This is a genomic window from Pseudomonas fluorescens (assembly GCF_040448305.1).
GTDB classification, from domain to species: Bacteria; Pseudomonadota; Gammaproteobacteria; order Pseudomonadales; family Pseudomonadaceae; genus Aquipseudomonas; species Aquipseudomonas fluorescens_BH.
On sequence record NZ_CP148752.1, the window covers coordinates 4,014,863 to 4,037,994 of the forward strand.

Below are 23,132 nucleotides of genomic sequence, written 5' to 3' on the forward strand. Positions count from 1 at the left end.
CTGGAGTTTCCCCAATGCCCTCGCCTGAATACTTGCCCGCTGCGCTGCTGGGCCTGGCCCTTGTTTGTCCGGCCATGACCGAGGCTCAGGGCCTGGAGCTGGGACAAGTGCTGATTGGCGCCGAGGACCAGAGCGACGAAGACCAGGGGATCGAGGACGCCAGGGCCCGGCTGGCCCAGGTTCCCGGCGGCACCAACCTGGTCGACATGCGCCGTCCGTTGCAGGGCCGCGTGGCCAGCAATCAGGATGTGCTGGCGTACCAGCCGGGGATCTATGCGCAGTCGGCGGGCAACGAAGGGGTGAAGATCTCGATCCGCGGATCGGGCATCAACCGTGCACCGGGCGCCCATGCCTCGGGGCTGTACACCCTGCTCGACGGCCTGCCGCTGACCGGCCCCGGCGGCACGCCCTATGAATTGCTGGAACCACTGTGGCTCGACCATGTGGAGGTGCTACGCGGCGCCAATGGGTTCGACCGGGGCGCTCTGGCCCTGGGCGGGGCCATCGATTACGTCAGCCATACCGGCTACGACGCACCGAAGTTGCAGGTACGTTACGCAACGGGCAGTCACGGCTATCAGCAGCGCCAGATCAGTTCAGGGCAAGTGCTCGGCGCCTTCGATTACTACGTGGCCATGACCGATGCCGACGCCGACGGCTACCAGGACCACACGGCCAGCGAGAGCCAGGGTGTCATCGCCAACTTCGGTTATCGCTTCAACGCCAACCTGGAAACACGCTTCTACCTGCGCCACCGCCAGACCGACAACGACCTCGCGGGACGGGTGACCAAGCACTCCATCGAGCATGACCCACGGGCGGCCAACCCGGCCTACGTGGCGCGGGACGACCGCCGCGACGAGCCGGGCAGCACCTTTATCGGCAACAAGACCACCTGGTACATCGATGACGATTCGAGCATCCAGACCGGCCTTGTCTACCACGACTATCCCATGGACTTGAGCGAGGGTCCCAACCGCCTGAAGGTGGCATACACCGACGTCAGCGGCACGTTCGACTACAAGCGTCGCGACACGCTTTGGGGGCTGGAAAGCCGAAGCACCCTGGGCCTGCGAGTGACCAAACACCTGCCCAATGCCGGCGCCAGTGAGTTCGTGCGCATCCCCACCGGCAACACCGCCGGTTATGCACCGGGCACACTGATTCGCAACTTCACCTACCAGGGCTCGGACACGGTTCTGCATGTCGGCAACGACCTGGAGATCGCCGACGACCTGTGGCTGACCACCGGCCTCGCCGCGATCTACACCCGCCGCGAAAGCGATGTCACCTACCCGCAAGAAGGTGGCAAGACCAGCCTGCACGACTGGGACTACGCCCCGCGCGTGGGCCTGCGCTACCAACTGACACCGGACCTGCAACTGTTCGGCAATCTCAGCCGCTCGGTCGAGGCGCCGCACCCATGGTCGCTAATCTATAGCTCGAACATCCGATTCCCCGCAGGCAGCGGCGTCGCCACGGGCGCCCAGCGCCAACCAATCACGCTGCAAAACCAGACCGCCACTACCCTGGAAATCGGCGGCCGCGGTGACAGCACGCTGGGGCAGTGGAGCCTGGCCTGGTACTACGCCCAGGTGCGCCACGAACTGCTTTCGGTGCTGCCCGACGCCAACGCCACCACGCCCTACGAGCTCAACGCCAGCCCCACCGTGCACCAGGGCGTGGAAGCCAGCCTGCTGAGCCCCCTCTGGTCGCCGGAGGATGGCGGCCAATTGAGCCTGCGCCAGAGCTATACCTTCAGTGACTTCCACTACCGCGACGATGAGCGCTTCGGCGACAACCGCCTGCCGGGCCTGCCGATGCACTATTACCAGGGCGAACTGCGCTACGACTGGCCACAAGGCTTTTTCGCCGCGGTCAACACGCAATGGGTGTCCAAAGTGGCGGTCGATTACGCCAACAGCTACTACGCCGATCCCTACGCCATATTCGGCGCCACACTGGGCTACAACGCGCCCAAGGGTGACTGGCAGACCTGGCTGGACATGCGCAACCTGACCGACAAGCACTATGCCGCCACGGTCACGCCGGGCTACGACGACAAAGGGCTGGACGCGGCACGATCCACCCCAGGCGAGGGCATGGCGATGTACCTCGGGGTGTCGTGGAGCCTGCTCTGAGGCCTGATTGACACACCGTACGTCATCCGGAATGAGCAGATCGATGCCGCCTCAGACCTCAAAGTCGGTGGACAGCGCCAATGCTTTCCACTCACTTAGTTCCGTCTCTACAAAACGGTTTTTCGCCTCGATTCGCGCCAGGGTGTCGCTGCCCAGCGCCAGGCGTTGTGGCGGTTTCGGGGCGTTGACCAGTGCGAGCATCGCTTCGGCAAACTTCACCGGATCCCCAGGCTGCGCATGGTTGGCGCCTTCGGCGAACTGGCGCATCTTGCCGACGGTTTCCTCATAGTCCGGCAGTTCCAGGGCGGTCTTGATCAGCGACTGCTCGTCCAGGAAATCGGTGCGGAAGAACCCGGGCTCGACGACTGTCGCATGGATGCCCAAGGGCGCCAGTTCCTGATGCAGCGCTTCGGTAATGCCCTCCACCGCAAACTTGGTGGAACCGTAGACGCCCCAGCCCATGTAGGCCTGATAACCGCCAATCGACGAGATGTTGATGACGTGACCGCTACGCTGGCGACGCATGTGCGGCAGTACCGCGCGGGTGACGTTGAGCACGCCGAACACGTTGGTGGCGAACAGGCGTTCCGTCTCGCTGGCACTGGTTTCCTCCACCGCGCCGAGCACCCCGAAACCGGCATTGTTGATCAGCACGTCAATGCGCCCGAAACGCTTGATGCCTTCGGCGACCGCCTGATGCGCTTCTTCCTCGCGGGTGACGTCCAGCCGCACGGCCAGCAGGTTTGGTTGATCACCCAGGCGATCGGTGATGTCTTGTGGATTGCGGGCGGTGGCAATGACCGCGTCGCCGGCACGCAGGGCGTGTTCTGCGATGAGGGTGCCAAAACCACGGGAAGCGCCAGTAATGAACCAGATACGCATTTCAACTCCTCCTGTCAGCGACCCGAGCGTTATTGCCGGGCCTTCTCGATGAGTTGATGCCACTTTAAGGCTGTGCTACTGATGTGATAATCCCAGCAATTTTGCATGACTTTGTGAAAGGCGCTCACAAATGAAATCCCCCTCCACTGCTGACCTGTCGGTCTTCCTGTGCATCGCCCAGCACCTGAACTTCAGTCGTGCGGCGGTGGAACTGGGCCTCACGCCCTCGGCCTTGAGTCACTCATTGTGCGCCCTGGAGAATCGCCTGGGCGTACGCCTGTTCAACCGCACCACCCGCAGCGTGGCCTTGACTGACGCCGGGGAACGCCTTTACACCCGACTGAAACCGGCCTTCCGTGACATCGATGATGCGCTGGAAGACCTCAATAACTTTCGCGACAAGCCCTCAGGAAACCTGCGCATCACCGCAGGTCGACAGGCATGCGAGTTGGTGCTGCTGCCGATCGTCAGCCAGTTCTTGCAGGTGTATCCGGACATCCGGCTGGAGATCGTCGAGAGCGACGCACTGGTGGACGTGGTGGCCGGCGGCTTTGACGCGGGGGTACGCTTTGGCAACCGCCTGGAAGCCGACATGGTTTCACTGCCCATTGGGCCGAACATGCGTTCGGTGGTCGTGGGCTCACCGGCATTCTTCGAACAGCATGTGGCACCACGCAAACCAGAAGACTTGCATGGCCTGCCGTGCATCCGCCATCGCTTCCCCAGCGGCGCGATGTACCGATGGGAATTCGAACGCGGCGCGATCACCCAGGAAATCGAAGTCATCGGCCCGCTCACGCTTGGCGATGTCAGCCTGATGATCGGCCCGGCATTGCAAGGTGTGGGCTTGGCCTATGTGTTCGAGGACATGGTCAGCGGGTATCTGGCCGATGCCCGGTTGGTCCAGGTGCTGGCCGATTGGTGCCCCTACTATCCGGGTCTGCACCTGTATTACCCCAGTCGCCGTCATGTGCCCGCAGCGCTCAAGGCATTCATCGAGTTTGCCCGCACCGCCCGCCAGCCCAAAACGTAACCGCGCGCGACGACTAAGCTTTTGTAACGTCACTTCGTCCCTCAAGGAGATATCCATGAGCGCCGCCGCCCTGTCCGAACTCGATGCCGCCCTGCCCGGTCTGACCCGCAAGATCCGAGTGCTGGATGCCCTGTCCTGGCCGGATGGCGTCGAGGAAGACTTCCTGGCGAAATGGCGCGGCGGGCGGGCCGAGTTACCCAAGGGCGAGTTGCAGCCCCGCGACCACAGCGCCGACATCGCCGCCCTGGAAACCTTTATCACCCAGTGCGATGTGGGGCATCCGGCCGGGAATTTCCTCGCCATGACCGCCCGTAGCTATGCCACCGCCGGACACATGCTGGGGGCCATTGGTACTCCCGCCTTTACCCAATATTCGTCAGCGCTGTACCGGCGCCCGGATTTCTATTACACGCGCTTGCAACTGAGCATGCTCGACGCGGCCCGTTTCTTCCTCAAGACCACCGACGCCCTGCTGGGCGGTGCGCGGATTCCACCCTGCCCGGCCGATATCCCGGCCAAGGCGTTCGCCGCCTGGATTCAACCGGAACTGGACCGCTTCTTCGGTGCCGGACAGATCACGGTCGTACTCGATCCGAACCTGGCCGCCAAGGCCATCGCCGGATCGAGCCGCATTCGCCTGCGGGCCAGCGCGCTGTTCTCGGAGCTGGACAAGCATCAGCTGTTGCAACACGAGGCCTTCGTGCATGTCGCCACGGCACAGAACGGCGCGCGCCAGCCCAACCTCACAAGCCTGGGCCTGGGGGCGCCCCGTACGACCCAGACCCAGGAAGGCATTGCCACCCTGGCCGAACTGTTCACCGGCAGCATGGACATCAACCGCCTGCGTCGCCTGGCCCTGCGCGTGCTCGCCGTCCAGCAGGCGCTGGAGGGTGCCGACTTCATCCAGGTGTTCGAAGGTTTTCTGGCGGCCGGGCAGACAGAAGAGGAATCCTTCCGCTCAACCCAACGGGTGTTCCGCGGCGCCGACCTGCGGGGTGGTTCGGCGTTCACCAAGGATGCCGCTTACCTGACCGGGTTGCTCGGCGTCCACACCCTGCTGCGTATCGCAATTCGCGATAACCGGCCGGAACTGGTCGGGCATCTGTTTGCAGGGCGTCTCAGCCTGGCTGACACCGTGCGCCTGGCCCCTCTTTTCGAATCCGGCTGGCTCAAGGGGCCGGTCTATCTTCCGGCCTGGGCCAGCGACCTGCGTCTGCTGGCCGCCAACCTCGCCTTCTCGGCGTTCATCGCCCAGATCAAGCTGGATGTGCTGGACCTGAAGGTGTTCATGGCATTCGCCGAAGAGCACGAAAGCGATGCCAGCGCCCAGTGATCGAGGCGCAATTTTTCAGGCCGCCTTGATCCTTCGAATCAACTGCTACCATTAGAAAGCGGTGTCGAGGCCGGGCTCTGTGGCTTGCAAAGTCGGCTTCACCTGCCAGGGATAGATCCACTCATTTCAAGCCTGCCTGACCCCATGGGGGGTGCAATGCACAATCCATTACTTTACGCGTTGTCGGCCGTACTGTTTTTGAGCGGATCTTCGTGCCTGGCACTGGGTTCGGATGGGACCGCTGCCGCACCAGCCCCGGTTCCGGCGCCCGCCGCCGCCCCCGCACCGGCACCGGCAAGCGCGGCCACTACAGCGCCCGCCGCCCCGGTGACCAAGGATCCGGTATTTACCCAGGAACAGCTGGATCAGATGCTGGCGCCCATTGCGCTTTACCCGGACCCACTGTTTGCACAGGTACTGATGGCCACCACTTACCCCGGGGAAGTTGGCGAGGCGGTCAGCTGGTCCAAAGCGCACCCGGACGCCAAGGGTGACGATGCGGTCAAACAGGTGGCGAACCAGCCCTGGGATCCGAGCGTACAGGCGCTGGTCGCCTTCCCGCAGGTTCTGGCATTGCTGGGACAGGATCCCGTCTGGGTCCAGCGCCTGGGTGATGCCTTCCTGGCGCAGCCCGACGATCTCATGGAAAGCGCGCAACGCTTGCGTCGCCAGGCACAGGCAGCGGGCAATCTGCAGAGCAACCAATACCAGAACGTGACGATCCAGAATGTCGCGGCGCCGGCACCGGCGACCACGACTGCGGCACCGGCTCCAGCCCCTGAAGCGGCCCCGGCCAGCAACTCCACCATCATCATTCAGCCTGCCGATCCGCAGGTGGTGTACGTCCCCACGTATAACCCGACGACCACCTACGGCACCTGGCCCTACCCGGCGTCACCGCCCGCGTACTATCCACCGCCACCGGCCTATTACCCTGGTCAGGCCCTGATGGCCGGACTCGCGTTTGGTGCCGGTGTGGCGATCATTGGATCGTTGTGGGGTGAATGTGACTGGGGCAATAACGACGTCGACATCGACGTCAATCGCTACAACAACATCAATGCCAACAACCGGATCACCAACAACAAATGGCAGCACAACCCAGTGCATCGCAATGGCGTGCCCTATCGAGACAATGCGAGCCGCGCACAGTACGGCCGGCAACTGAACGGCGCCAGTCAGCGTGAAGCCTATCGCGGGGACAATGCCCAACGCGCCCAGGCCCGTGAAAATGCCCGCACCTCAATGGACAGGCACGGTATCGAACGACCTGCCACCAGCAACCGCGAAGCCCGTGATCAAACGCGCAAACTCCAGTCCGCAACCGCAGGCGGCGATCGGCTGCAGGCCGGTGCAGACAGGCCCAAGGCGGCTGACAGAAGCCAGGGCACGGCCAGAAACACCCGGGAGAACCAGCAGCCCAGGAGAGAGACTCAGCAGGCCAGGAACCAGAGTTCCCAGTTGGATCAGCGCAGAGAAGGCTCCGCGCAGACGCGGCAAGCGACGAATAAACGGCCCGCCGCCAGTGCCGGCAGTGCCCGCAACAATGCGTTCGCCGGCGCACGTTCACCGTCCCAGGCCAACGTCCAGGCCAATCGTGGGCGGGCCAGCCAGGCATCCGCCCAACGCCCCAGCGCCTCGCGTTCAGCCGGTCACCAGGTCAGTCGGCCGTCCAATCCACCAGCGCGTCAAAGGGGGGGCCGTCGTTGAAAAACCATCCTCGATTGAAGGGACTCACGGGTTTGCTCCCTCATGTCCTGGCGATAGCCGCCGGCTTGTTGTGGTCGTGCATGGCGACGGCACAGCAGGCCTTTCCAACCCCGGAAAAGGCAGCACAAGCCTTTGTCGAAGCACTGGGCACCGAACACTCCGACCAGGCACGCCTGACCGAGCTGTTGGGCAGCGACTGGCACAGCTACATCCCCCGCGAAGGCGTACAGCGCGAAGATGTGGATGCGTTTTTGCAGCAGTACCGCGAGCAACACCACATTGAAAACACCAGCGGGCGCAAGGCCATCCTGGCGGTTGGCAGCAAGAACTGGACACTGCCCATCCCCATGACCAAAGCCGCGGACGGTTGGCGCTTCGACATGAAGGCCGGCAGTGCCGAGATCCGTGCACGTCAAATCGGCCGCAATGAACTGGCCGCGGTGCAATCGGTGCTGGCCTACCACGACGCCCAGATGGACTATGCGTCGGTGGATCGAGACGATGACGGCGCACTCGAGTATGCGCAGAAAATCTTCAGCACCCCCGGCAAGCACGACGGACTCTATTGGGCCGAAGACGACAGCGACCAGATCAGCCCGTTGGGGCCTTCGTTCGGCAAAGCCATTGCCGACGAAGAGTGGCATGGTTACCGCTTCCGCATCCTTCATGGCCAGGGTCCTTCAGCACCGGGCGGTGCCTACAGCTACCTCATCGGTGACAAGATGAGCCGGGGCTTTGCGCTGATTGCCTGGCCGGTGAAGTACAACGACACCGGCGTGATGAGTTTCATGATCAGTCATGAAGGCCAGGTGTTCGAGAAAGACCTGGGCCCCGGTGGTGAAAAACTGGCGCTAGCGATGAAGCGCTTTGATCCGGATGACAGCTGGAAAGAGGTGGCTGAAGATCAGGAGTAGCAGGCGTGACCTGCTACAAGCCTGCGGAACGGTTGAAAGCAGTTATCTGATCGACAGGACGAATCGGTCTTCGCCCCCCTTGTTGTCGTGACAGGAGGGTTGCTCAAGCTTGAATCCGCACCGATCCAGTACTTTTCTGGAGCCGGCGTTTTCCCTGAAGGCATACGCAACCAGTTGCGCAAGTCCCCAGCGCATCCGTGCCTCCTGGATCAGGTGCCTCAGCGCCAGTGTTGCCAGCCCCTGGCCGCATGCGCGCTGACCGATCCGATAGCCCACCTGCGCGGAGCCCGTCAATGAGTCGATGCTTTTCAGATTGGCTCGACCGACGATTCTCTGGCTGGAATCCTCGATGACAAAGGGGTGCCAGGCGCCGATGGCGAAATCGGATAAATAACTTTCGATATGATCGGTGACCCCCTGCAACGAGTAAAAGGAAGGGGCGCGCGCATCGATATGGGATTCGAACCATTCACGGTTCTGGATTTCGAAAGCCAGCAACGCTTGAGCGTCAGTCATTTTCAGCTCGCGTACGCTAAATGATTCCATTCACTACCTCTCCTGTGCCTTGTGCCGAAAAGGCTCGAGTCTATCCCATACCTGAACATCCGGGCCGAGCCTTCCCCTTCTCGAGCCCGAGCGGCTTGCACAATACATATGGAAAATCGTATATTCGAATAACCATATGTATCGAACCACGCCAATGCTCAATCCTGCCGCCGTATTCAAATGTCTGGCTGACGAAACCCGCGCCCGGGCCACTTTGCTCATCACTCGTGAAGGCGAGTTATGCGTGTGTGAGCTGGTCTGCGCCCTGGACGACAGTCAGCCTAAAATTTCCCGCCATCTCGCCCAGCTTCGCGGCTGCGGCCTGCTTCTCGACCGCCGCCAGGGGCAGTGGGTGTATTACCGGCTCAACCCCGATCTGCCCGCGTGGGTTCGCGACGTTCTCGAGACAACCTTGCTGGCAAACGCCGACTGGCTTGCGGGCAACAGCACTCGCCTTGCCGCGATGGGCGACCGTCCGCTCAACACTTCCGCCTGCTGCTGACCCTTCACTCATCGAGACTGTGCATGTTTACTGCGTTTAGCATTTTCCTGCTCACCATGGTGCTGGTCATCTGGCAACCCAAGGGCCTGGGCGTCGGCTGGAGCGCCTCCCTGGGAGCCATCCTGGCACTGCTTGCCGGCGTCGTGACGCTGGACGATATTCCACTGGTGTGGGGCATTGTCTGGAACGCCACCGCGACCTTCATCTCGCTCATCATCATCAGTCTGCTGCTCGATGAGGCCGGGTTTTTCCAGTGGGCGGCGTTGCATGTAGCGCGCTGGGCCAAGGGTGACGGCCGTCGCCTGTTCGTATTCACGATACTGCTGGGGGCCGGCGTATCCGCTCTGTTTGCCAATGACGGTGCAGCCCTGATCCTGACCCCCATCGTTGTTTCAATTCTGTTCGCACTGCGTTTTTCGCCAGCGTCTACCCTGGCGTTCGTCATGGCGGCCGGTTTCATTGCCGACACGGCGAGCTTGCCCCTGGTGGTGTCCAACCTGGTCAACATCGTTTCGGCCGACTACTTCGACCTGGGCTTCAGCGAGTACGCCGCCATCATGGTGCCGGTCAACTTCGTTGCCGTGGCGACTACGCTCGTGGTGCTGTACTGGTTTTTCCGGCGCGACATTCCCACGCACTACTCTCTCGATGACGTGATGGATCCGCGACGCGCCGTGCGTGATCCCCTGACCTTCCGCGTCGGCTGGCTTGTCCTGGCTCTGCTGCTGATCGGGCTGTTTGCGCTGGAACCCTTGGGCATTCCGATCAGCGCCATCGCAGCGGTCTGTGCCGCGATGCTGTTCGCCGTGGCGGCGCGTGGGCATGTGATTTCAACGCGACGGGTGCTGCGTGAGGCGCCTTGGCAGGTCGTGATCTTTTCGCTGGGCATGTACCTGGTGGTGTACGGGCTGAAAAACGCCGGGCTGACCACCTACATGACCATGGCCCTGAACCGCATGACCGAATTCGGCATCTGGGGCGCCGCATTGGGCACGGGCCTGCTCACGGCCTTGCTGTCATCGGGCATGAACAACATGCCCACGGTGCTGGTGGGCGCCCTGTCGATTCAGGCCAGCGACGCCACCGGTGTGGTGCGTGAAGCCATGATCTACGCCAATGTCATCGGTTCCGACCTGGGCCCAAAAATCACCCCCATCGGCAGCCTGGCCACCCTGCTCTGGCTGCATGTACTGGAGCGCAAGGGCATCCGCATTACCTGGGGTTACTACTTCAAGGTCGGCGTGGTCCTGACGCTGCCGATTCTATTCATCACCTTGTCTGCCCTGGCCCTGCGCCTGAGCGTTTAGCCCCTGTGCGACTGCAAAGAGGAGTCACCATGCGCGTTCTGTTTATGTGTACCGCCAATAGCTGTCGCAGCATCCTGTCCGAAGCCATGTTCAACCATCTCGCCCCGCAAGGTTTTGAGGCGATCAGTGCCGGCAGCTTCCCCAAGGGCCAGGTGCTGCCCCGCAGCCTGAGCACGTTGCAAGAAGCCGGCATCGCCATCGACGGCTTGAGCAGCAAAGGCAATGAGGCTTTCGAAGCCAACCCGCCGGACATCGTCATTACGGTCTGCGACAATGCCGCCGGTGAGGCGTGCCCCGTGTATTTCGGGCCGGCACTGAAAGCTCATTGGGGCCTGGAAGACCCATCGGACATTATGGGCGATGAAGCGACAGTATCGGCGGCGTTCCACTCAACCCTGGCGCGCATCGAAACGCGCTGCCGGGCATTGCTCGACCTGCCTTTTGCACAACTTGACCGCGATGCGCTGAAGCGAGAACTCGACCGCATCGGCACGCTTTGACCGGAGCCCCCATGACCCATCCCCTGCCCCATCTCGACACGTCACTGACCCAGCCCATCGCCCATGGACGCGACGACCAGCACAAGCCGCGCATCCTGTTGCTATACGGTTCGACTCGTGCGCGGTCGTTCAGTCGCCTGCTGGTCGAGGAAGCGGCCCGGTTGCTCGAACACTTCGGCGCCGAGACACGGATCTTCAATCCATCTGGCCTGCCGCTACCGGACGACGCGCCCTCCGATCACCCGAAAGTCCAGGAACTGCTCGAACTGATGCAATGGTCCGAAGGACAGGTCTGGTGCTCGCCAGAGCGCCACGGTTCCATGTCTGCGGTGTTCAAGGCGCAAATCGACTGGGTGCCGCTGGCGTTGGGCGCGGTTCGCCCAACCCAGGGAAAAACCCTCGCGGTCATGCAGGTCTGCGGCGGTTCCCAGTCCTTCAATGCGGTGAATCAGCTTCGTGTGCTGGGGCGCTGGATGCGCATGTTCACCATCCCCAATCAATCTTCCGTGCCAAAGGCTTTTCTGGAGTTTGACGACGCCAATCGCATGAAACCCTCGTCGCTGTACGACAGGGTGGTGGACGTCATGGAGGAACTGGTGAAATTTACCCTGCTGCTACGGGATCGCCCCGATCTGGTTGACCGCTACTCGGAACGCAAAGAGTCCGCGCAAGAGCTGACTCAGCGCGTGAATCAGCGGTCGATCTGACTGTAGAAATGCTCCCCTTGGCTCGATAGCCGAAAAAAGTCGCAAACCCCACGACGTTCCAGGGCTTGCGACTCTTTGCCGATACGTCCCTCACGCTCCCGGGACGTTTTCTACGGTATGCCTGCCGTGTTCATTGCCGAACGTGCAGGTTCAGTTCTCGACCTCAACCGCGTCGAAATCCGGTTCGTCCGGAGCATCCGGGGCGTCCGCCATATCCTCTCTGGCGTCCTTCGCCACGGCTTTTGCGGCCTCTCTGGCTGCCTTCGCCTCGGCTTTGGCAGCGTCCCTCGCGGCATCCGCGGTAGCCCGGGCAGCATCCCTGGCGGCATCTGCTTCGGCCTTGGCGGCGTCCCTGGCTGCATCCGCGGTGGCCCGGGCAGCGTCTCTGGCGGCGTCTGCATCGGCGCCAGCTACGCCAGCAGCTTTTGCGGCATCCCGGGCTGCATCTGCTTCAGCCCTGGCGGCGTCACGGGCGGAATCTGCAGTCGCTTTTGCCGCATCACGGGCTGCATCCGCAGTCGCTCTGGCTGCGTCCCGGGCTGCATTGGCATCAGCCCTGGCCGCGTCCCTGGCTGCATCGGCGGCATCGTTGTCAGCATCATGATCAGCGTCGTCAGCGTCGTTGTCATGAGCATTGCCCGGGCCTTTGTTCCCGGCTACACCACCATGGTCAGCATCGCCGCGCCCCGGGCCTCCATGACCGTCGCCGTCATGGCCTGCAGCACCATGATCACCACCCTTTCCTCCATCGCCGCCGTCACCGTGACCGCCACCGCCGTCACCACCGTGACCACCGCCTCCGGAGCCACCGCCACCGCCGTGACCACCGCCGCCTCCGCTACCGCCACCACCGCCGCCATCCTTGGCATACACGCTGGAGAAACTACCGATGTAATCGGGCACCAGGACAGTCGATGCCGACAGGACTCCGCCGATGGCCATAGCCAACAAACATTTCTTGAGCAGCATGATGCACCTCCGCATGGAGTTGCGTACTCATCTCCGTATCGAACGCAATGTCCAGTGAGTTCCCGGCCGCCCATTGGAGCAGCCGCCCAACCGGCACGGCCATAAATCTGCAGCATTAACGAGCCACTGCGGTATCCGCACGATCCCTCAGAGCCAGTTGGCATCGTAGCGTGGGAAACAATCCCACATTTTTTTTGGATAAGTGCTTTCAGCCCGAGTTCAAAAAAACAGAATCGGGACTGACACATGGAACGAGTGGTTTTTTCAATGGAATAAACCGGGAGCAGACTTACGCGTCCAGAGAACCGGAGTATTTCAAAGAACCCGTCATGGCACTGGCTTCCTTTCCTGTGCTGGCATTGGACGACTGCTCATCGACCATTTTCATCAGCTGCGGGTCCAACCGTTACCAATATCGTTGAAGGTGGGACGGACTATCTATATTGGGTTGTACCTCGCCATTCTCATCACTGAAAAGCACTGTATTCTCTGGTAATTCTGCCCCGCCATTACGGCCCGGCACCGGGCTTTCTGTTTCCGCGCCCATCACACCTTCGTCACACTCACCAAGCACAATGCGATCAGCCAATGGATTTGGCCCGTCTACAGAGAACCCGACCATTGCCGGGATTTTTTCTGCACTTTCACAAGTTTTTCACCACTCGCAATATAGGGTGCACACAGCTCCTTCGTGATTTTTTAGCCCGCGCTCCCCACGCGGGCTTTTCTTTGCCTGCGATTCGATTACCCAGCGCCTTCCACGGCGCGTGCATAGGCAACCGTCGCGATCTCTATCAAGGTCTTGCGCTCTTTCGGATCAATAATTCCTTTCTTCCGAAAATTGTCAGCAAGCCGAAGCAGTTCGTCGTACTGCTGCTGCGCATCCATCTGATCTTCGGGGTTCATCAGTAACTCATGCCAAGCGTAAAACGCCCGTGCCTTCACGTCATCGTACATGACCCTTCTCCCAGGTGTTTTTCGGTAGAAGTCGGAACATTTGAGGGAATTCACCGCATTCGACGTACGGCATCAGGCTTTTCGTTTCTGACTCATACGTCCCATACCGGACGGGTGATTCAGAGTGCAGGGTGGTTCAATTCAACCCGCTCTGATGTTGCCCGGCGAATTGTCTGTGGAACCAGTCCGAGAGCATGGCCTTCTCGGAGTAGAGCCTGTCACTTCTGTTGGCACGCCCCGGACGCTGGAGGTAGAGCTGATCCATGACCCTGGCGTCGGCCTGGCTCACGATCTGGCCGTTTTGTTTGAGCACGTAATGTAGATCGATGCTCGGCCAGGTGATGTCGCGCATGAAGCGCACCTCATAGGCATTAGGCCTCCAAGGTTCATAGCGACCGGCCAGGTCGATGTTGCGTATTTCAATTTGCAGCTGCTGGCCGGGGGGCAGGTACCGCTCGCCAAGCTTCTGGATGTAGCTACGCAGCTCTTTCATGACATAAGGATCGGCACCACGTTCATAGCCCGGACTATCAAGGCTGGCATCGCTGAATTTTTCGGGGTTGTTGAAGACGACTTCGACCGAAGTCGCTGCGGTGGCAAGTGGCACCATCAATAGCGCCAGCAGTGCGATCGAGGTGTAAACGGTAATGGAGCGCATGGCTCACCTCCAGGTGCAGCGCTTTTCAATGCATGCTGCACCGTGTTTAGTTTACGCCTGAGGTGCATGTCAGGGCACAGACATGATCTATCGCGGAGACTGTTAATTGACATCACATCAGCAACTCATGCCAGGCGGAAAACGCCTGTGCCTTCGCGTCCTCGTACATACCCCTTCTCCCAAGTGTTTTACGGTTGAAGTCGGAACACTTGAGGGAATTCACCGCATTAGACGTACGGTATGAAGCACAACCGTGCCGGGCTTTTTGTATCTGCCCCGTCACACCTTCGTCACATCCACAAAGCAAAATGCAAACAGCCAAAGGGATTTGGCCCCTCTACAGAGAGCCCGGCCTGATGCCGGGATTTTTCGTTTTCCAGCCCTCCCGGCGCTTCTCATGGATGGCCTTGATATCCCCTCGTAATACGTCGATGAGCTTGTTGATCATCTGGTCGCCATTGAGCGGGGCAATCGAAATGCCTAGTCCGCAGCACTTTGACGTCGCTTGCGGAACTCGGCGACCTTATGCCGGTTTCCGCATAACGCCATGCTGCACCAGCGCCGTTTGTGCGACTTGGTGCGGTCATAAAACATCAATTGATCGAGCAAAAGCCCGTCACCCGCCGCCACTTCCGTCGTCGATCCGCCAGTATTGGGCCGAGCCGACGCAAGCCAACCGCCAGGTGATCAACGATGCCATCCTGCACCTGGAAGGCACACGTTGGCAGTATGTGGCAGGCGTGAGCAACCCCGAACTCATTGCACCCGAGGGTTATTATCTGGACGCGTTTTTGTTGGAGCGATCTGGGGCAAGGGCGATCCGCTTTTCATTCCGCCAGGTGCCGAGGCCTACAAGCGTGACAACCCGAATGCGGTGATCGAGTTACTGGATACTGGCCACTTCGCGCTGGAGACCCACGCCGAGCATATTGCTCAGCGAATTGGTGAAGTAGTGGGCAGCCATATCAACTGAGATTTGCACTGTCGACGCGCTGCCTTGTTCGTGCCAACAGTGTCTGTACCCCACGTCTGGTTAGACGACGGGCGCTACAGTCAGTTTTTAAACTCACTGATGGGTAACCAGGCAGGCTGCACCGACCGCTGTCGCCCGGCGTAACTGCGACATGACGTTCCCCGCCGTAATTACCGCTGTAGGCGACATTGGGCAGCTGCTCGCGGCCAGCGCCTCTGCGACCCAGGTATTGCAGGTATAAAACAGCGAATAGCTACCCTCGGCCTGGTAGAACCGGCTCTCTCCATACAGGCCAGGCCCGAGCACCGCCAAGGTGCCCGTCGCTGAGTGGGTGAAGGTCCCGGCCACGAACGCGAGCAGTCGCCGGTAGCCGTCCTCCGTCACCCGCACCTCGATGACCTCGCTTGCGGCGAAACGCCGCCTGGGGTCTCCGTCAATCTTGACCGCATGCAGCACGGTTGCCGTCGACCCGGACAAGGCTCGCAGGGCGAGGCTCAAGGTGGCCTGTGGGGCTCGGTAAAAGTCCTCGTCACCCCAGCCGAACTCAACGAAGTCGCCGTCGCCGAACTCTTCGGCCAGTGCGGGAAGCACCTGAAGTAGATCGGGGCGCGCAATTGCCAACCCGGTATGCAGGCCATGATTTACTACATAGAAGGACCGCCAATCGCCACCCTCGCCCCTCGGCGGGTCCGACGCGGTAGCGCAGCCGAACAGCGTCAGGATCAGGGCCAGCACTACAATGCGCATGTACAAGGGTTTGGAGGCTCGCTAACGAACGTGGAAAACCACGGCAGGGGTGGGTGCTGTATACAAGCATAGAAGCTGGCTCGCACCATCAAGCAGGCATCCATGGACAATCGCGGCAGGCAGAAATCGGCCATAAGCAGTCAGTGGACAGACTAGGTGTAACCTGATTGCTGCGTTGCGCCATCGTTGTCGACCAACCGGACTGGGGGCAGTTGCACCATTTTACTTGTGCATAGGTAATTGCCTGAGAAGTCGCAATTCAATCCCGAGCAATCTTGTCATTTGCCAAGGCTTAGGGCAGGGTCGATACCACTGACATCTCTGCCAAAGGAGTCACCCCATGTCAAAGCTATATCCCGGTATCGATCCTGAGGGGCTGGTCGAGTACTCAGTGGTCTACACCGACCGCTCGCTGAACCACATGTCGCAGTCATTTCAAGCCGTGATGAAGAACATTTCCAGGACCCTGAAACAGGTCTACAACGCCCAGGCTGTTGCGGTGGTCCCGGGCAGCGGCACATTCGGCATGGAAGCGGTGGCGCGACAGTTTGCCACCGACCAGCAATGTCTGGTGATACGCAACGGCTGGTTCAGTTATCGCTGGAGCCAGATCCTTGAGATGGGCAACATCCCGGCGGCCACCACGGTGCTGAAAGCCCGACCGGTCGACACTGGTCGCCAGGCTGCCTACGCCCCACCCCCTCTGGACGAAGTGCTGGCAGCCATTCAGGCTTCGAGGCCGCAGATTGTCTTCGCCCCCCACGTTGAAACCTCATCAGGGATTATCCTGCCCGACGAGTACCTGCGGGCCGTCGGCGACGCCGTGCATGCGGTGGGTGGCCTGTTCGTGCTGGACTGCATCGCCTCAGGCACGATTTGGGTTGATATGCAGAAATGCGCAGTCGACCTGCTGATCAGCGCACCGCAGAAAGGCTGGAGCGCCTCCCCTTGCTGCGCCCTGGTGATGCTCAGTTCTTTGGCCCTCGAGCGCATCGAACAGACGCATAGCAGCAGCTTCGCCTGCGACCTGAAAAAGTGGCTTCAGATCATGCAGGCCTACGAACAGGGCGGACATGCCTACCATGCGACCATGCCCAGCGATTCCCTCGCGCGATTTAACGAAGTGATGAAAGAGACGCAAGCCTACGGTTTCGACAAGGTCCGCGGCGAACAACAGGCTCTGGGTGATCGGGTGCGCGCAATGTTGACCGGCAAAGGCATCAAAAGCGTGGCCGCAGCCGGCTTTCAGGCCCCTGGCGTAGTAGTGAGCTACACCGATGACGCCGACATCAAGAGCGGCAAGAAATTTGCCGACCACGGCCTACAGATCGCCGCCGGAGTGCCGTTGCAATGCGACGAGCCGGCCGACTTCCAGACTTTCCGCATCGGTCTGTTCGGACTCGAAAAGCTGCACAATATCGAGCGCACGGTCAGCACCCTCGAGCAGGCACTGGACGAGGTGATGGTTAACTAAGCCCTCATCTCTTTCACGGGGCGTATGATTGGCGGCTGTATGACTTGGATCGACCCAAAGCAGACTGTGGCGACAGGCAGAAATCGGCCAAAAGCAGCCAGTCGCAAATGTCCACGAAACCATGTGCGATTCACTCTGGGGCAAACAGGCATTCAGCTTCCCTGCGCCCTCGGTTCCCGACTGGGAGCGCGGCGCCTACAAAGTTGCCATTATCATTTGTCGTCCATCTTTGTTGACGATTGTGGCCGGCGCTCAGTGCTCTCTTCGGCGTTGGGCGCTTCTGGAAAACTCCCTGGCGTGAACACATGGGTCTGCAGGTCGCTGGCATCGACTTCGGCGACACCATGAACCGAACGGGCCAGACCAATGGCCTGTTCACACTGTCTATGAGTGTTGACGCGGCCGCTTAACCCCACTATGCCCGCATGGGTTTTGACATTGATATGCAGGCTAAGGGTCGGATCGGAAAATGCCAGGGCCGACTTCACCTTGGCGGTAATCCATGCATCGTGAACGGCCATTTCCAGACCATGAGAGTAATGCTGGAAGGAGTGAATTTTCATGGCTGAACCCTCTCTCGCGTAATCAGACGTACTGTCCATCCCATTTGCTGTGCCGTCCTCTGCCTCTCAGGTGAACGCTATGGATACCTGATTCGTTTTGGAGAGCTCGCCACGCAAACATTGACAGAAATTAATTATAGTACGGCCGTTGCCTGCGGTCAGAGCGCTGTCCCCGTGAACGTCCGCCTTGGTCGCTCTGTGCCAGGCGCAACACCTACAGAGCACTCCAAACAGTCCTTATTGCGATCAGCCCTGATCAACCCATAGCTGCCGATCTCGACCGACAGAATCGGTCGAGCGCGGAACCTGATTGCTTTCGTAGGGCGGATTACGCGCCAGCGTTATCCGCCGTGGAGGGGCCGGCGTATTACCTATTCCGGGTTATGCGCCCTACGGTACTAACGATGGTTGCGATAGCGTTCGGTCAAGGACTGCACGAGGGTGACGTAGGATTGCGTCTCGGCGTAGGGAGGCACCCCGTTGTACTCGACCACGGACGCTTCGCCGGCGTTGTAACCTGCCAACGCCAGTACCTGGTTGCCGTTGAAGCGCTTGAGCAGCCAGGCCAGGTAGCGCACGCCGCCACGAATGTTCTGTCGTGCGTCGAACGGATCGTCCACGGCGAAACGCTCGGCGGTGGCGGGCATCAACTGCATCAGCCCCTGGGCGCCGGCTTCGGAAATGGCGTTGGGGCGAAACGCCGATTCGGCATGTATCACTGCGCGGACCAGCGCCCTGTCGACACCATAATGACCCGAAGCGGCTTCGATCTCTCGCCGATAGGACTGGGTGTCCAGGCGCAGTGAGGTGACCTTGAAATCCTTCGGCGCCATGCACAGATAGCAGCCCTTGATGTAATAGAGCTCAAGGACATCGACCCGTGCGGAGATCCCGACGGGGCGCCGGCTCACATATTGACGAACACCCCTGTGGATGAAGGTGTACACCCGAATCCGCACCGCGCCTGAGTCGTCGTCCCGCACAACCCGTGGCAGGGCCATTGCCTTGGCGCCTCTACCTGCGCCCGCCATGCCATTCAGGCGAGTGCAGCGGGCGCTGGCGATGGCTTGGCTGGTGTAGCTGATGGCTCCGTCCCTGGCTTGGCACTTGAACATGGCGCTGGCGCACAGTGGAGCGACCAGCAAGGCTAGCTGGATGCAGCCAAGAAGGCTCTTGCGAGCCCATCGCCATGCTCTGGAACTCATCACATCGCTCCGCGCCGCAGGCGCCGATCAGGCCTGGGGCGCCTGGCCCGGGCGCTGCCTTTGGAGGGCTTATTCCGGGTGACCCGCCTTTTGTTCTGATAGTTATACCCTTTGTAACCGGCCTTGGAACTTGCGTTGACGTACGGGCTGCCGGCGTTCCCAGGCGAGGCGCAGGCTTGATATTTTCCCAGGTTCCCTTGAACCCCGCCGCCGCCACGAACGAATCCCCCGGCCCGAAGGTCTTCGCCACGCCGTCCGCATCGGTCAGGCGCACGGTGCGCACTCGCAACTCGGCTGCTTCCTGCAAAGACCCAGCGGCTCATCGAGTTCATACGCGACCATATCAACAGTGCTTAATGCCTGACGACTGGATAGGGGGCATCCCGACGCAAACGAATGTCTCCTTCGGGCCGATTGCTGCCTGTCGTAAAGGGTAGCTATCGACCCTATGCGAATATCAATCACGTTTTCAAAGCCCGAAGTAAACGAATGTCACAGCTGCTGAATTACCCCACGCACCCCGGACCGTAGTCCAAGCTACGAGTGGATTTGGCAGTGCGAGTCTCCCCCTCCTGAGTCACTCACTCTGTGCGGTAGAACGTTGTGAAAGTTCACGCAGGGAAGTCTTATGTGTTTCATGATATTTCATCAAGTCACCGGGGGATGACAGCTTTTCAACCTCTCCTGCCCTGGAACTCCGGAGCTAGCCATGTGGCAGCTGTGGAGGGTTGGCGAATGCTCCAGGGCTCATCAACACTCGGCTGCATGCGCGATAAACGGTGAGGTCAAAGTGGCGTACTTGTGACCCTTTGGCTTGTCTAATTAACCCCGATCTGCTGTAACGCAGTTCACGCTTACCATCTCCATCAACGGAGGGTAGAACCATGGCTACTATCCCTGGCACCCCAGGTGATGACTTTCTGCTCGGCACTGAGGAAGACGACCAAATAACCGGCCTGGCCGGCAACGACACCGTGTTCGCCCTTGGCGGCAACGACACTCTCGACGGCGGTGACGGCAACGATGACCTCTTCGGCGACCTCGGCAACGACACACTTCTCGCAGGCAACGACAACGACACTCTCGACGGCGGGGCAGGCGCCGATATCCTCACCGGCGGTGCTGGCATCGACAGCTACTTTTGGACCGTGGAAACCGGTAACGAGTCCAGCTCACTGAGCCAGGACCGCGTCACCGACTTCGAAGGTGCGGGTCTGGTCGGCGGCGATATCCTGCGGCTCTCCAGCTTCCCCAACCGCCTGGTCTTCCAGGGCGCCCACAACGGCGTACCCACGGTGGGAACCAGCCTCGGCTTCGGCAATAACGGCTTCACCGAGGTCTTCTTCGCCCTCGGCGCCGCCAGCACCCTGCTGTTCGCCGACTCCAACGACAACGGCATCTTCGACGCCACTGACTTCGCTGTGCAGCTGGACGGCATCCACAACCTGGTCAGGAGCGACTTCGGCACCACCGCCTTCGTCCTGCGCGGTACTGAAGGCGGCGATGTGATCGATGGCACCAACGATCCCGACACCATCTTCGGCCTGGGCGGCGGCGATGTGATCAACGGCAATGGCGGCAACGACATCATCAATGGCGGCGACGGTAACGACACCCTGAACGGTGACGCGGGCATCGACCGGATCTCCGGCGGCAACGGCAATGACATTATCAATGGTGGCGCCGACCGCGACCTTCTGACCGGCAATGATGGCAACGACATCATCAACGGTGGCGCCGGCAACGACACCACCATGTCCGGCGGCGCTGGCAACGACGTCGTCAATGGCGGCGAAGGCAACGACACCCTCGACGGCGACGACGGCAACGACGTCCTCAACGGCGGCGTGGGCGACGACGACTTCTTCGGCGGCGACGGCAATGACCAGATCTTCGGCGAAGACGGCAACGACGAACTGTTCGCCGGCCCCGGCAGCGACATGCTCAATGGCGGCGCCGGCAACGACCTGATCATGGGTGAAGGTGGCCAGGACAGTCTCACCGGTGGCGCCGGCGACGACGAGTTCGAGTTCTTCACCGGCTTCAACCCCAGCTCGCCCTTCGCCACCTTCGACACCCTGGTCGACTTCCAGGGCGCTGGCGTAGTGGGCGGCGACACCCTGGAACTCAACAATGAGTTCTTCTTCCGCGGCCAGTTCAACGTCAATCCGCAACTGGGCGCCGTACTGGTGGGCGGTGGCAACGGCGTGACCGACCTGTTCTACAGCCTGCGCCCGGGCAATACCTGGCTGATCGCCGACGAAAACGACGACGGTGTGCTCGACAGCCTCGACTTCACCCTGCGCCTGCAGGGCACGCACAACCTGACGGCGGGCGACTTCGGTCGTAACACGATCCTCATCACCGCCGGCACCGAGGGTAATGACGTGCTCACCGGCACCGATGGCGACGATCGCATCTTCGGCCTGGGCGGTAATGACCAGATCTTCGGTCTGGAAGGAGCCGACTTCCTCGACGGCGGCAGCGGTGACGACGTCATCGATAGCGGCCCGGGCTTCGACGAGTTGCTCGGCGGTGCCGGCAACGACACTCTGATCGTTCAGGAGTTCGCCAATGCCAGTGGCGGCGATGGTGACGACCAGCTGTTCGGGGGCGACGACCTCTTCGGCTTCCAGTCCAACCTCGACGGTGACGCCGGCAACGACACCTTGACCGCGGGCCCCAGCGGCGCCGTCATGGAAGGCGGCGTAGGCGCCGACGTATTGGTGAGCAGCAGCGTCGACGACTTCATGGTCGGTGACGTCTTCTTCGAGCCGAGCCTCGGTGCGGACAAGTTCCAGTTCGGTGCGGTGTGGGGAGCGGACACCATCTTCGACTTCGAGGACGGCACTGACCTGATCGACCTGAGCACCAGCGGTTTCACGTTCGCGAATCTCACCGTTGGAGAACAGTTCGGCGAGGCCGTCATAACCGTCACTGGTCAGCCGAATGTGGGAAGCATCACCTTGACTGGCGTCCCACAGGCCGCCATCACCGAGGCGGACTTCACCTTTGCCTGAGTGATCGGCGCATGCTCACGCCGAGTGATGGCGTGAGCATGCCGAGTCGCTCGCGTCTGGGCCTGGGGCCTGGCTGGAGTGCTTTGTGGTAGCAGTGAAACCAGAAGGGGAACCAAGGCGTGCTATCCCATCGCTGGATGCTGAAACGTCAACATTGCTTTTGCGATCAACTGGCCCGCTCCAAAGCGGAAAACAGACTGACGAATTCCAATGAAAGCTTATGGCGTGGCGCCAGGTGGATCATGGGCACCGACGTTTCATGGGACTCCCGCATTTTGACCGTGCTGCTCAAATAATCCGGTAACACCGGCAAGCCTTCGGCCACCAACTCGTCGATCAGCATTTGGTGCAAGCTGGCACGCGCCACAAATTGGTTGACCACCACACCTTCCACGATCAACGACTCATTATGGTCAGCCTGCAACTCGGCCACTTGCGCGATGACGCTGTAGAGCGCCTGACGAGAAAAACTGTCGCAATCGAAAGGAATCAGCACGCGGTCGGCGGCGATCAGTGCGCTGAACGTATAGAAATTCAGGGAAGGCGGCGTATCGATATAAATACGTTCGTAATCTTCGGAAAGCTCCACCAACAAGCGGCGCAGCTTGTTGATCTTGAATTTTGACTCAAGCTTTGACTGCAGATCAGCAAGCTCGTGGCTGGCCGTGACCAGGTGCAGATTGTCGTAGCGAGTATCAGTGATGGCCACCCGGTTCTTTTTGCTGGCCGGGCCGCTGGATAAGGTTTGCTTGAAGAAATCGGCAATCCCCATGGGGATATCATCGCCGGTCAGTCCTGTCAGGTATTGGGTCGAGTTAGCCTGCGGATCGAGATCCACCAGCAGCGTCCTGTAGCCTTCGGCAGCACTGACAGCCGCGAGATTGCAGGCGATGCTTGATTTGCCAACGCCTCCTTTTTGATTGAACACAACTCGACGCATGAGGGAGGTAACCTGAAAAAGTTCTCCCTCGATCATAGGATTGAAATATTT

The 23,132-nt window shown here is 60.7% G+C and carries 20 protein-coding genes and 2 pseudogenes; 12 read left to right on the top strand and 10 right to left on the bottom strand.

Annotated features, from left to right (window positions below; translation table 11 throughout):
• The first annotated feature begins 14 nt into the window (after positions 1-14).
• Positions 15-2,141 (top strand): TonB-dependent receptor, encoded by a 2,127-nt coding sequence (locus tag WHX55_RS18200; protein ID WP_353740969.1) that lies wholly within the window; start codon positions 15-17, stop codon positions 2,139-2,141.
• A gap of 51 nt (positions 2,142-2,192) precedes the next feature.
• Here the strand turns inward: WHX55_RS18200 and WHX55_RS18205 are convergent, their stop codons facing one another.
• The gene (locus tag WHX55_RS18205; RefSeq protein ID WP_353740970.1) at positions 2,193-3,023 is read right to left on the bottom strand and encodes an oxidoreductase; all 831 of its coding nucleotides are present in this window, start codon (positions 3,021-3,023) and stop codon (positions 2,193-2,195) included.
• Positions 3,024-3,153: 130 nt separating this feature from the next.
• Between WHX55_RS18205 and WHX55_RS18210 the strand changes: the two genes are divergently transcribed.
• From WHX55_RS18210 to WHX55_RS18225, 4 genes are all read left to right on the top strand, one after another.
• A complete protein-coding gene (locus WHX55_RS18210) occupies positions 3,154-4,056 on the top strand; it encodes a LysR family transcriptional regulator (RefSeq protein WP_353740971.1) in 903 nt (300 codons plus the stop codon).
• Positions 4,057-4,111: 55 nt separating this feature from the next.
• A complete protein-coding gene (locus WHX55_RS18215) occupies positions 4,112-5,389 on the top strand; it encodes a flavohemoglobin expression-modulating QEGLA motif protein (RefSeq protein WP_353740972.1) in 1,278 nt (425 codons plus the stop codon).
• Between the two features lie 156 nt (positions 5,390-5,545).
• Positions 5,546-7,099: a DUF3300 domain-containing protein gene (locus WHX55_RS18220; protein WP_353740973.1), complete on the top strand. Its 1,554-nt coding sequence runs from the start codon at positions 5,546-5,548 to the stop codon at positions 7,097-7,099.
• Between the two features lie 80 nt (positions 7,100-7,179).
• Positions 7,180-8,013, top strand: coding sequence for a DUF2950 domain-containing protein (locus WHX55_RS18225; protein ID WP_353743065.1), 834 nt, complete (start codon positions 7,180-7,182; stop codon positions 8,011-8,013).
• Positions 8,014-8,055: 42 nt separating this feature from the next.
• Here WHX55_RS18225 and WHX55_RS18230 read toward each other — a convergent pair whose 3' ends face one another.
• Positions 8,056-8,559: a GNAT family N-acetyltransferase gene (locus WHX55_RS18230; protein ID WP_150758747.1), complete on the bottom strand. Its 504-nt coding sequence runs from the start codon at positions 8,557-8,559 to the stop codon at positions 8,056-8,058.
• Positions 8,560-8,713: 154 nt separating this feature from the next.
• On the opposite strand from WHX55_RS18230, the gene WHX55_RS18235 reads away from it, so the two are divergent.
• Genes WHX55_RS18235 through arsH form a run of 4 tightly spaced genes read left to right on the top strand, consistent with a single transcriptional unit; the run spans position 8,714 to position 11,575 of the window.
• Positions 8,714-9,061 carry a metalloregulator ArsR/SmtB family transcription factor gene (locus tag WHX55_RS18235; protein ID WP_150725526.1) on the top strand — a complete coding sequence of 116 codons (348 nt, stop codon included), beginning with the start codon at positions 8,714-8,716 and terminating at the stop codon, positions 9,059-9,061.
• Positions 9,062-9,084: 23 nt separating this feature from the next.
• On the top strand, positions 9,085-10,368 hold the full coding sequence (locus WHX55_RS18240; protein WP_353740974.1) for an arsenic transporter: 1,284 nt from the start codon (positions 9,085-9,087) through the stop codon (positions 10,366-10,368).
• 29 nt (positions 10,369-10,397) lie between these two features.
• A complete protein-coding gene (locus WHX55_RS18245; RefSeq protein WP_353740975.1) occupies positions 10,398-10,868 on the top strand; it encodes an arsenate reductase ArsC in 471 nt (156 codons plus the stop codon).
• Between the two features lie 11 nt (positions 10,869-10,879).
• Positions 10,880-11,575, top strand: a complete 696-nt coding sequence (arsH, locus tag WHX55_RS18250; RefSeq protein WP_353740976.1) for an arsenical resistance protein ArsH — start codon at positions 10,880-10,882, stop codon at positions 11,573-11,575.
• Between the two features lie 150 nt (positions 11,576-11,725).
• Here arsH and WHX55_RS18255 read toward each other — a convergent pair whose 3' ends face one another.
• The 4 genes and pseudogenes from WHX55_RS18255 to WHX55_RS18270 form a co-directional block, all read right to left on the bottom strand.
• A complete protein-coding gene (locus WHX55_RS18255; RefSeq protein ID WP_353740977.1) occupies positions 11,726-12,544 on the bottom strand; it encodes a hypothetical protein in 819 nt (272 codons plus the stop codon).
• Between the two features lie 744 nt (positions 12,545-13,288).
• The gene (locus WHX55_RS18260; RefSeq protein WP_150756657.1) at positions 13,289-13,501 is read right to left on the bottom strand and encodes a hypothetical protein; all 213 of its coding nucleotides are present in this window, start codon (positions 13,499-13,501) and stop codon (positions 13,289-13,291) included.
• 136 nt (positions 13,502-13,637) lie between these two features.
• A complete protein-coding gene (locus tag WHX55_RS18265) occupies positions 13,638-14,159 on the bottom strand; it encodes a DUF3016 domain-containing protein (protein ID WP_353740978.1) in 522 nt (173 codons plus the stop codon).
• Positions 14,160-14,639: 480 nt separating this feature from the next.
• A pseudogene (locus WHX55_RS18270) lies at positions 14,640-14,756 on the bottom strand (CGNR zinc finger domain-containing protein); the annotation flags it as partial.
• 44 nt (positions 14,757-14,800) lie between these two features.
• Between WHX55_RS18270 and WHX55_RS18275 the strand changes: the two are divergent.
• Positions 14,801-15,132 (top strand): annotated as a pseudogene (locus WHX55_RS18275) (alpha/beta hydrolase); the annotation flags it as partial.
• A gap of 93 nt (positions 15,133-15,225) precedes the next feature.
• Here the strand turns inward: WHX55_RS18275 and WHX55_RS18280 are convergent.
• Complete coding sequence (locus WHX55_RS18280; protein ID WP_150754085.1) at positions 15,226-15,879, bottom strand: DUF2459 domain-containing protein; 654 nt, start codon at positions 15,877-15,879, stop codon at positions 15,226-15,228.
• 340 nt (positions 15,880-16,219) lie between these two features.
• Here WHX55_RS18280 and WHX55_RS18285 point away from each other — a divergent pair, with 340 nt between their 5' ends.
• Positions 16,220-17,353 (top strand): aminotransferase class V-fold PLP-dependent enzyme, encoded by a 1,134-nt coding sequence (locus WHX55_RS18285; protein ID WP_353740979.1) that lies wholly within the window; start codon positions 16,220-16,222, stop codon positions 17,351-17,353.
• A gap of 212 nt (positions 17,354-17,565) precedes the next feature.
• Here WHX55_RS18285 and WHX55_RS18290 read toward each other — a convergent pair whose 3' ends face one another.
• Entirely contained in the window at positions 17,566-17,916 is a 351-nt protein-coding gene (locus WHX55_RS18290) for a BON domain-containing protein (protein ID WP_150812540.1), read from the bottom strand.
• A 398-nt stretch (positions 17,917-18,314) separates the two neighbouring features.
• The gene (locus tag WHX55_RS18295) at positions 18,315-19,121 is read right to left on the bottom strand and encodes a lytic transglycosylase domain-containing protein (RefSeq protein ID WP_151214345.1); all 807 of its coding nucleotides are present in this window, start codon (positions 19,119-19,121) and stop codon (positions 18,315-18,317) included.
• An 884-nt stretch (positions 19,122-20,005) separates the two neighbouring features.
• Here WHX55_RS18295 and WHX55_RS18300 point away from each other — a divergent pair.
• The gene (locus tag WHX55_RS18300; protein ID WP_353740980.1) at positions 20,006-22,141 is read left to right on the top strand and encodes a calcium-binding protein; all 2,136 of its coding nucleotides are present in this window, start codon (positions 20,006-20,008) and stop codon (positions 22,139-22,141) included.
• Between the two features lie 166 nt (positions 22,142-22,307).
• On the opposite strand, the gene WHX55_RS18305 is transcribed toward WHX55_RS18300, so the two are convergent.
• Positions 22,308-23,081 (bottom strand): ParA family protein, encoded by a 774-nt coding sequence (locus tag WHX55_RS18305; RefSeq protein ID WP_150725676.1) that lies wholly within the window; start codon positions 23,079-23,081, stop codon positions 22,308-22,310.
• Between the last annotated feature and the right edge of the window lie 51 nt (positions 23,082-23,132).

Excerpts from the sequence above, each read along its gene's own strand:
- WHX55_RS18200 (WP_353740969.1), top strand. The coding sequence starts at position 15 with ATGCCCTCGCCTGAATACTTGCCCGCTGCGCTGCTGGGCCTGGCCCTT.
- WHX55_RS18205 (WP_353740970.1), bottom strand. The coding sequence starts at position 3,023 with ATGCGTATCTGGTTCATTACTGGCGCTTCCCGTGGTTTTGGCACCCTC.
- WHX55_RS18210 (WP_353740971.1), top strand. The coding sequence starts at position 3,154 with ATGAAATCCCCCTCCACTGCTGACCTGTCGGTCTTCCTGTGCATCGCC.
- WHX55_RS18215 (WP_353740972.1), top strand. The coding sequence starts at position 4,112 with ATGAGCGCCGCCGCCCTGTCCGAACTCGATGCCGCCCTGCCCGGTCTG.
- WHX55_RS18220 (WP_353740973.1), top strand. The coding sequence starts at position 5,546 with ATGCACAATCCATTACTTTACGCGTTGTCGGCCGTACTGTTTTTGAGC.
- WHX55_RS18225 (WP_353743065.1), top strand. The coding sequence starts at position 7,180 with ATGGCGACGGCACAGCAGGCCTTTCCAACCCCGGAAAAGGCAGCACAA.
- WHX55_RS18230 (WP_150758747.1), bottom strand. The coding sequence starts at position 8,559 with ATGGAATCATTTAGCGTACGCGAGCTGAAAATGACTGACGCTCAAGCG.
- WHX55_RS18235 (WP_150725526.1), top strand. The coding sequence starts at position 8,714 with ATGCTCAATCCTGCCGCCGTATTCAAATGTCTGGCTGACGAAACCCGC.
- WHX55_RS18240 (WP_353740974.1), top strand. The coding sequence starts at position 9,085 with ATGTTTACTGCGTTTAGCATTTTCCTGCTCACCATGGTGCTGGTCATC.
- WHX55_RS18245 (WP_353740975.1), top strand. The coding sequence starts at position 10,398 with ATGCGCGTTCTGTTTATGTGTACCGCCAATAGCTGTCGCAGCATCCTG.
- arsH (WP_353740976.1), top strand. The coding sequence starts at position 10,880 with ATGACCCATCCCCTGCCCCATCTCGACACGTCACTGACCCAGCCCATC.
- WHX55_RS18255 (WP_353740977.1), bottom strand. The coding sequence starts at position 12,544 with ATGCTGCTCAAGAAATGTTTGTTGGCTATGGCCATCGGCGGAGTCCTG.
- WHX55_RS18260 (WP_150756657.1), bottom strand. The coding sequence starts at position 13,501 with ATGTACGATGACGTGAAGGCACGGGCGTTTTACGCTTGGCATGAGTTA.
- WHX55_RS18265 (WP_353740978.1), bottom strand. The coding sequence starts at position 14,159 with ATGCGCTCCATTACCGTTTACACCTCGATCGCACTGCTGGCGCTATTG.
- WHX55_RS18280 (WP_150754085.1), bottom strand. The coding sequence starts at position 15,879 with ATGCGCATTGTAGTGCTGGCCCTGATCCTGACGCTGTTCGGCTGCGCT.
- WHX55_RS18285 (WP_353740979.1), top strand. The coding sequence starts at position 16,220 with ATGTCAAAGCTATATCCCGGTATCGATCCTGAGGGGCTGGTCGAGTAC.
- WHX55_RS18290 (WP_150812540.1), bottom strand. The coding sequence starts at position 17,916 with ATGAAAATTCACTCCTTCCAGCATTACTCTCATGGTCTGGAAATGGCC.
- WHX55_RS18295 (WP_151214345.1), bottom strand. The coding sequence starts at position 19,121 with ATGAGTTCCAGAGCATGGCGATGGGCTCGCAAGAGCCTTCTTGGCTGC.
- WHX55_RS18300 (WP_353740980.1), top strand. The coding sequence starts at position 20,006 with ATGGCTACTATCCCTGGCACCCCAGGTGATGACTTTCTGCTCGGCACT.
- WHX55_RS18305 (WP_150725676.1), bottom strand. The coding sequence starts at position 23,081 with ATGCGTCGAGTTGTGTTCAATCAAAAAGGAGGCGTTGGCAAATCAAGC.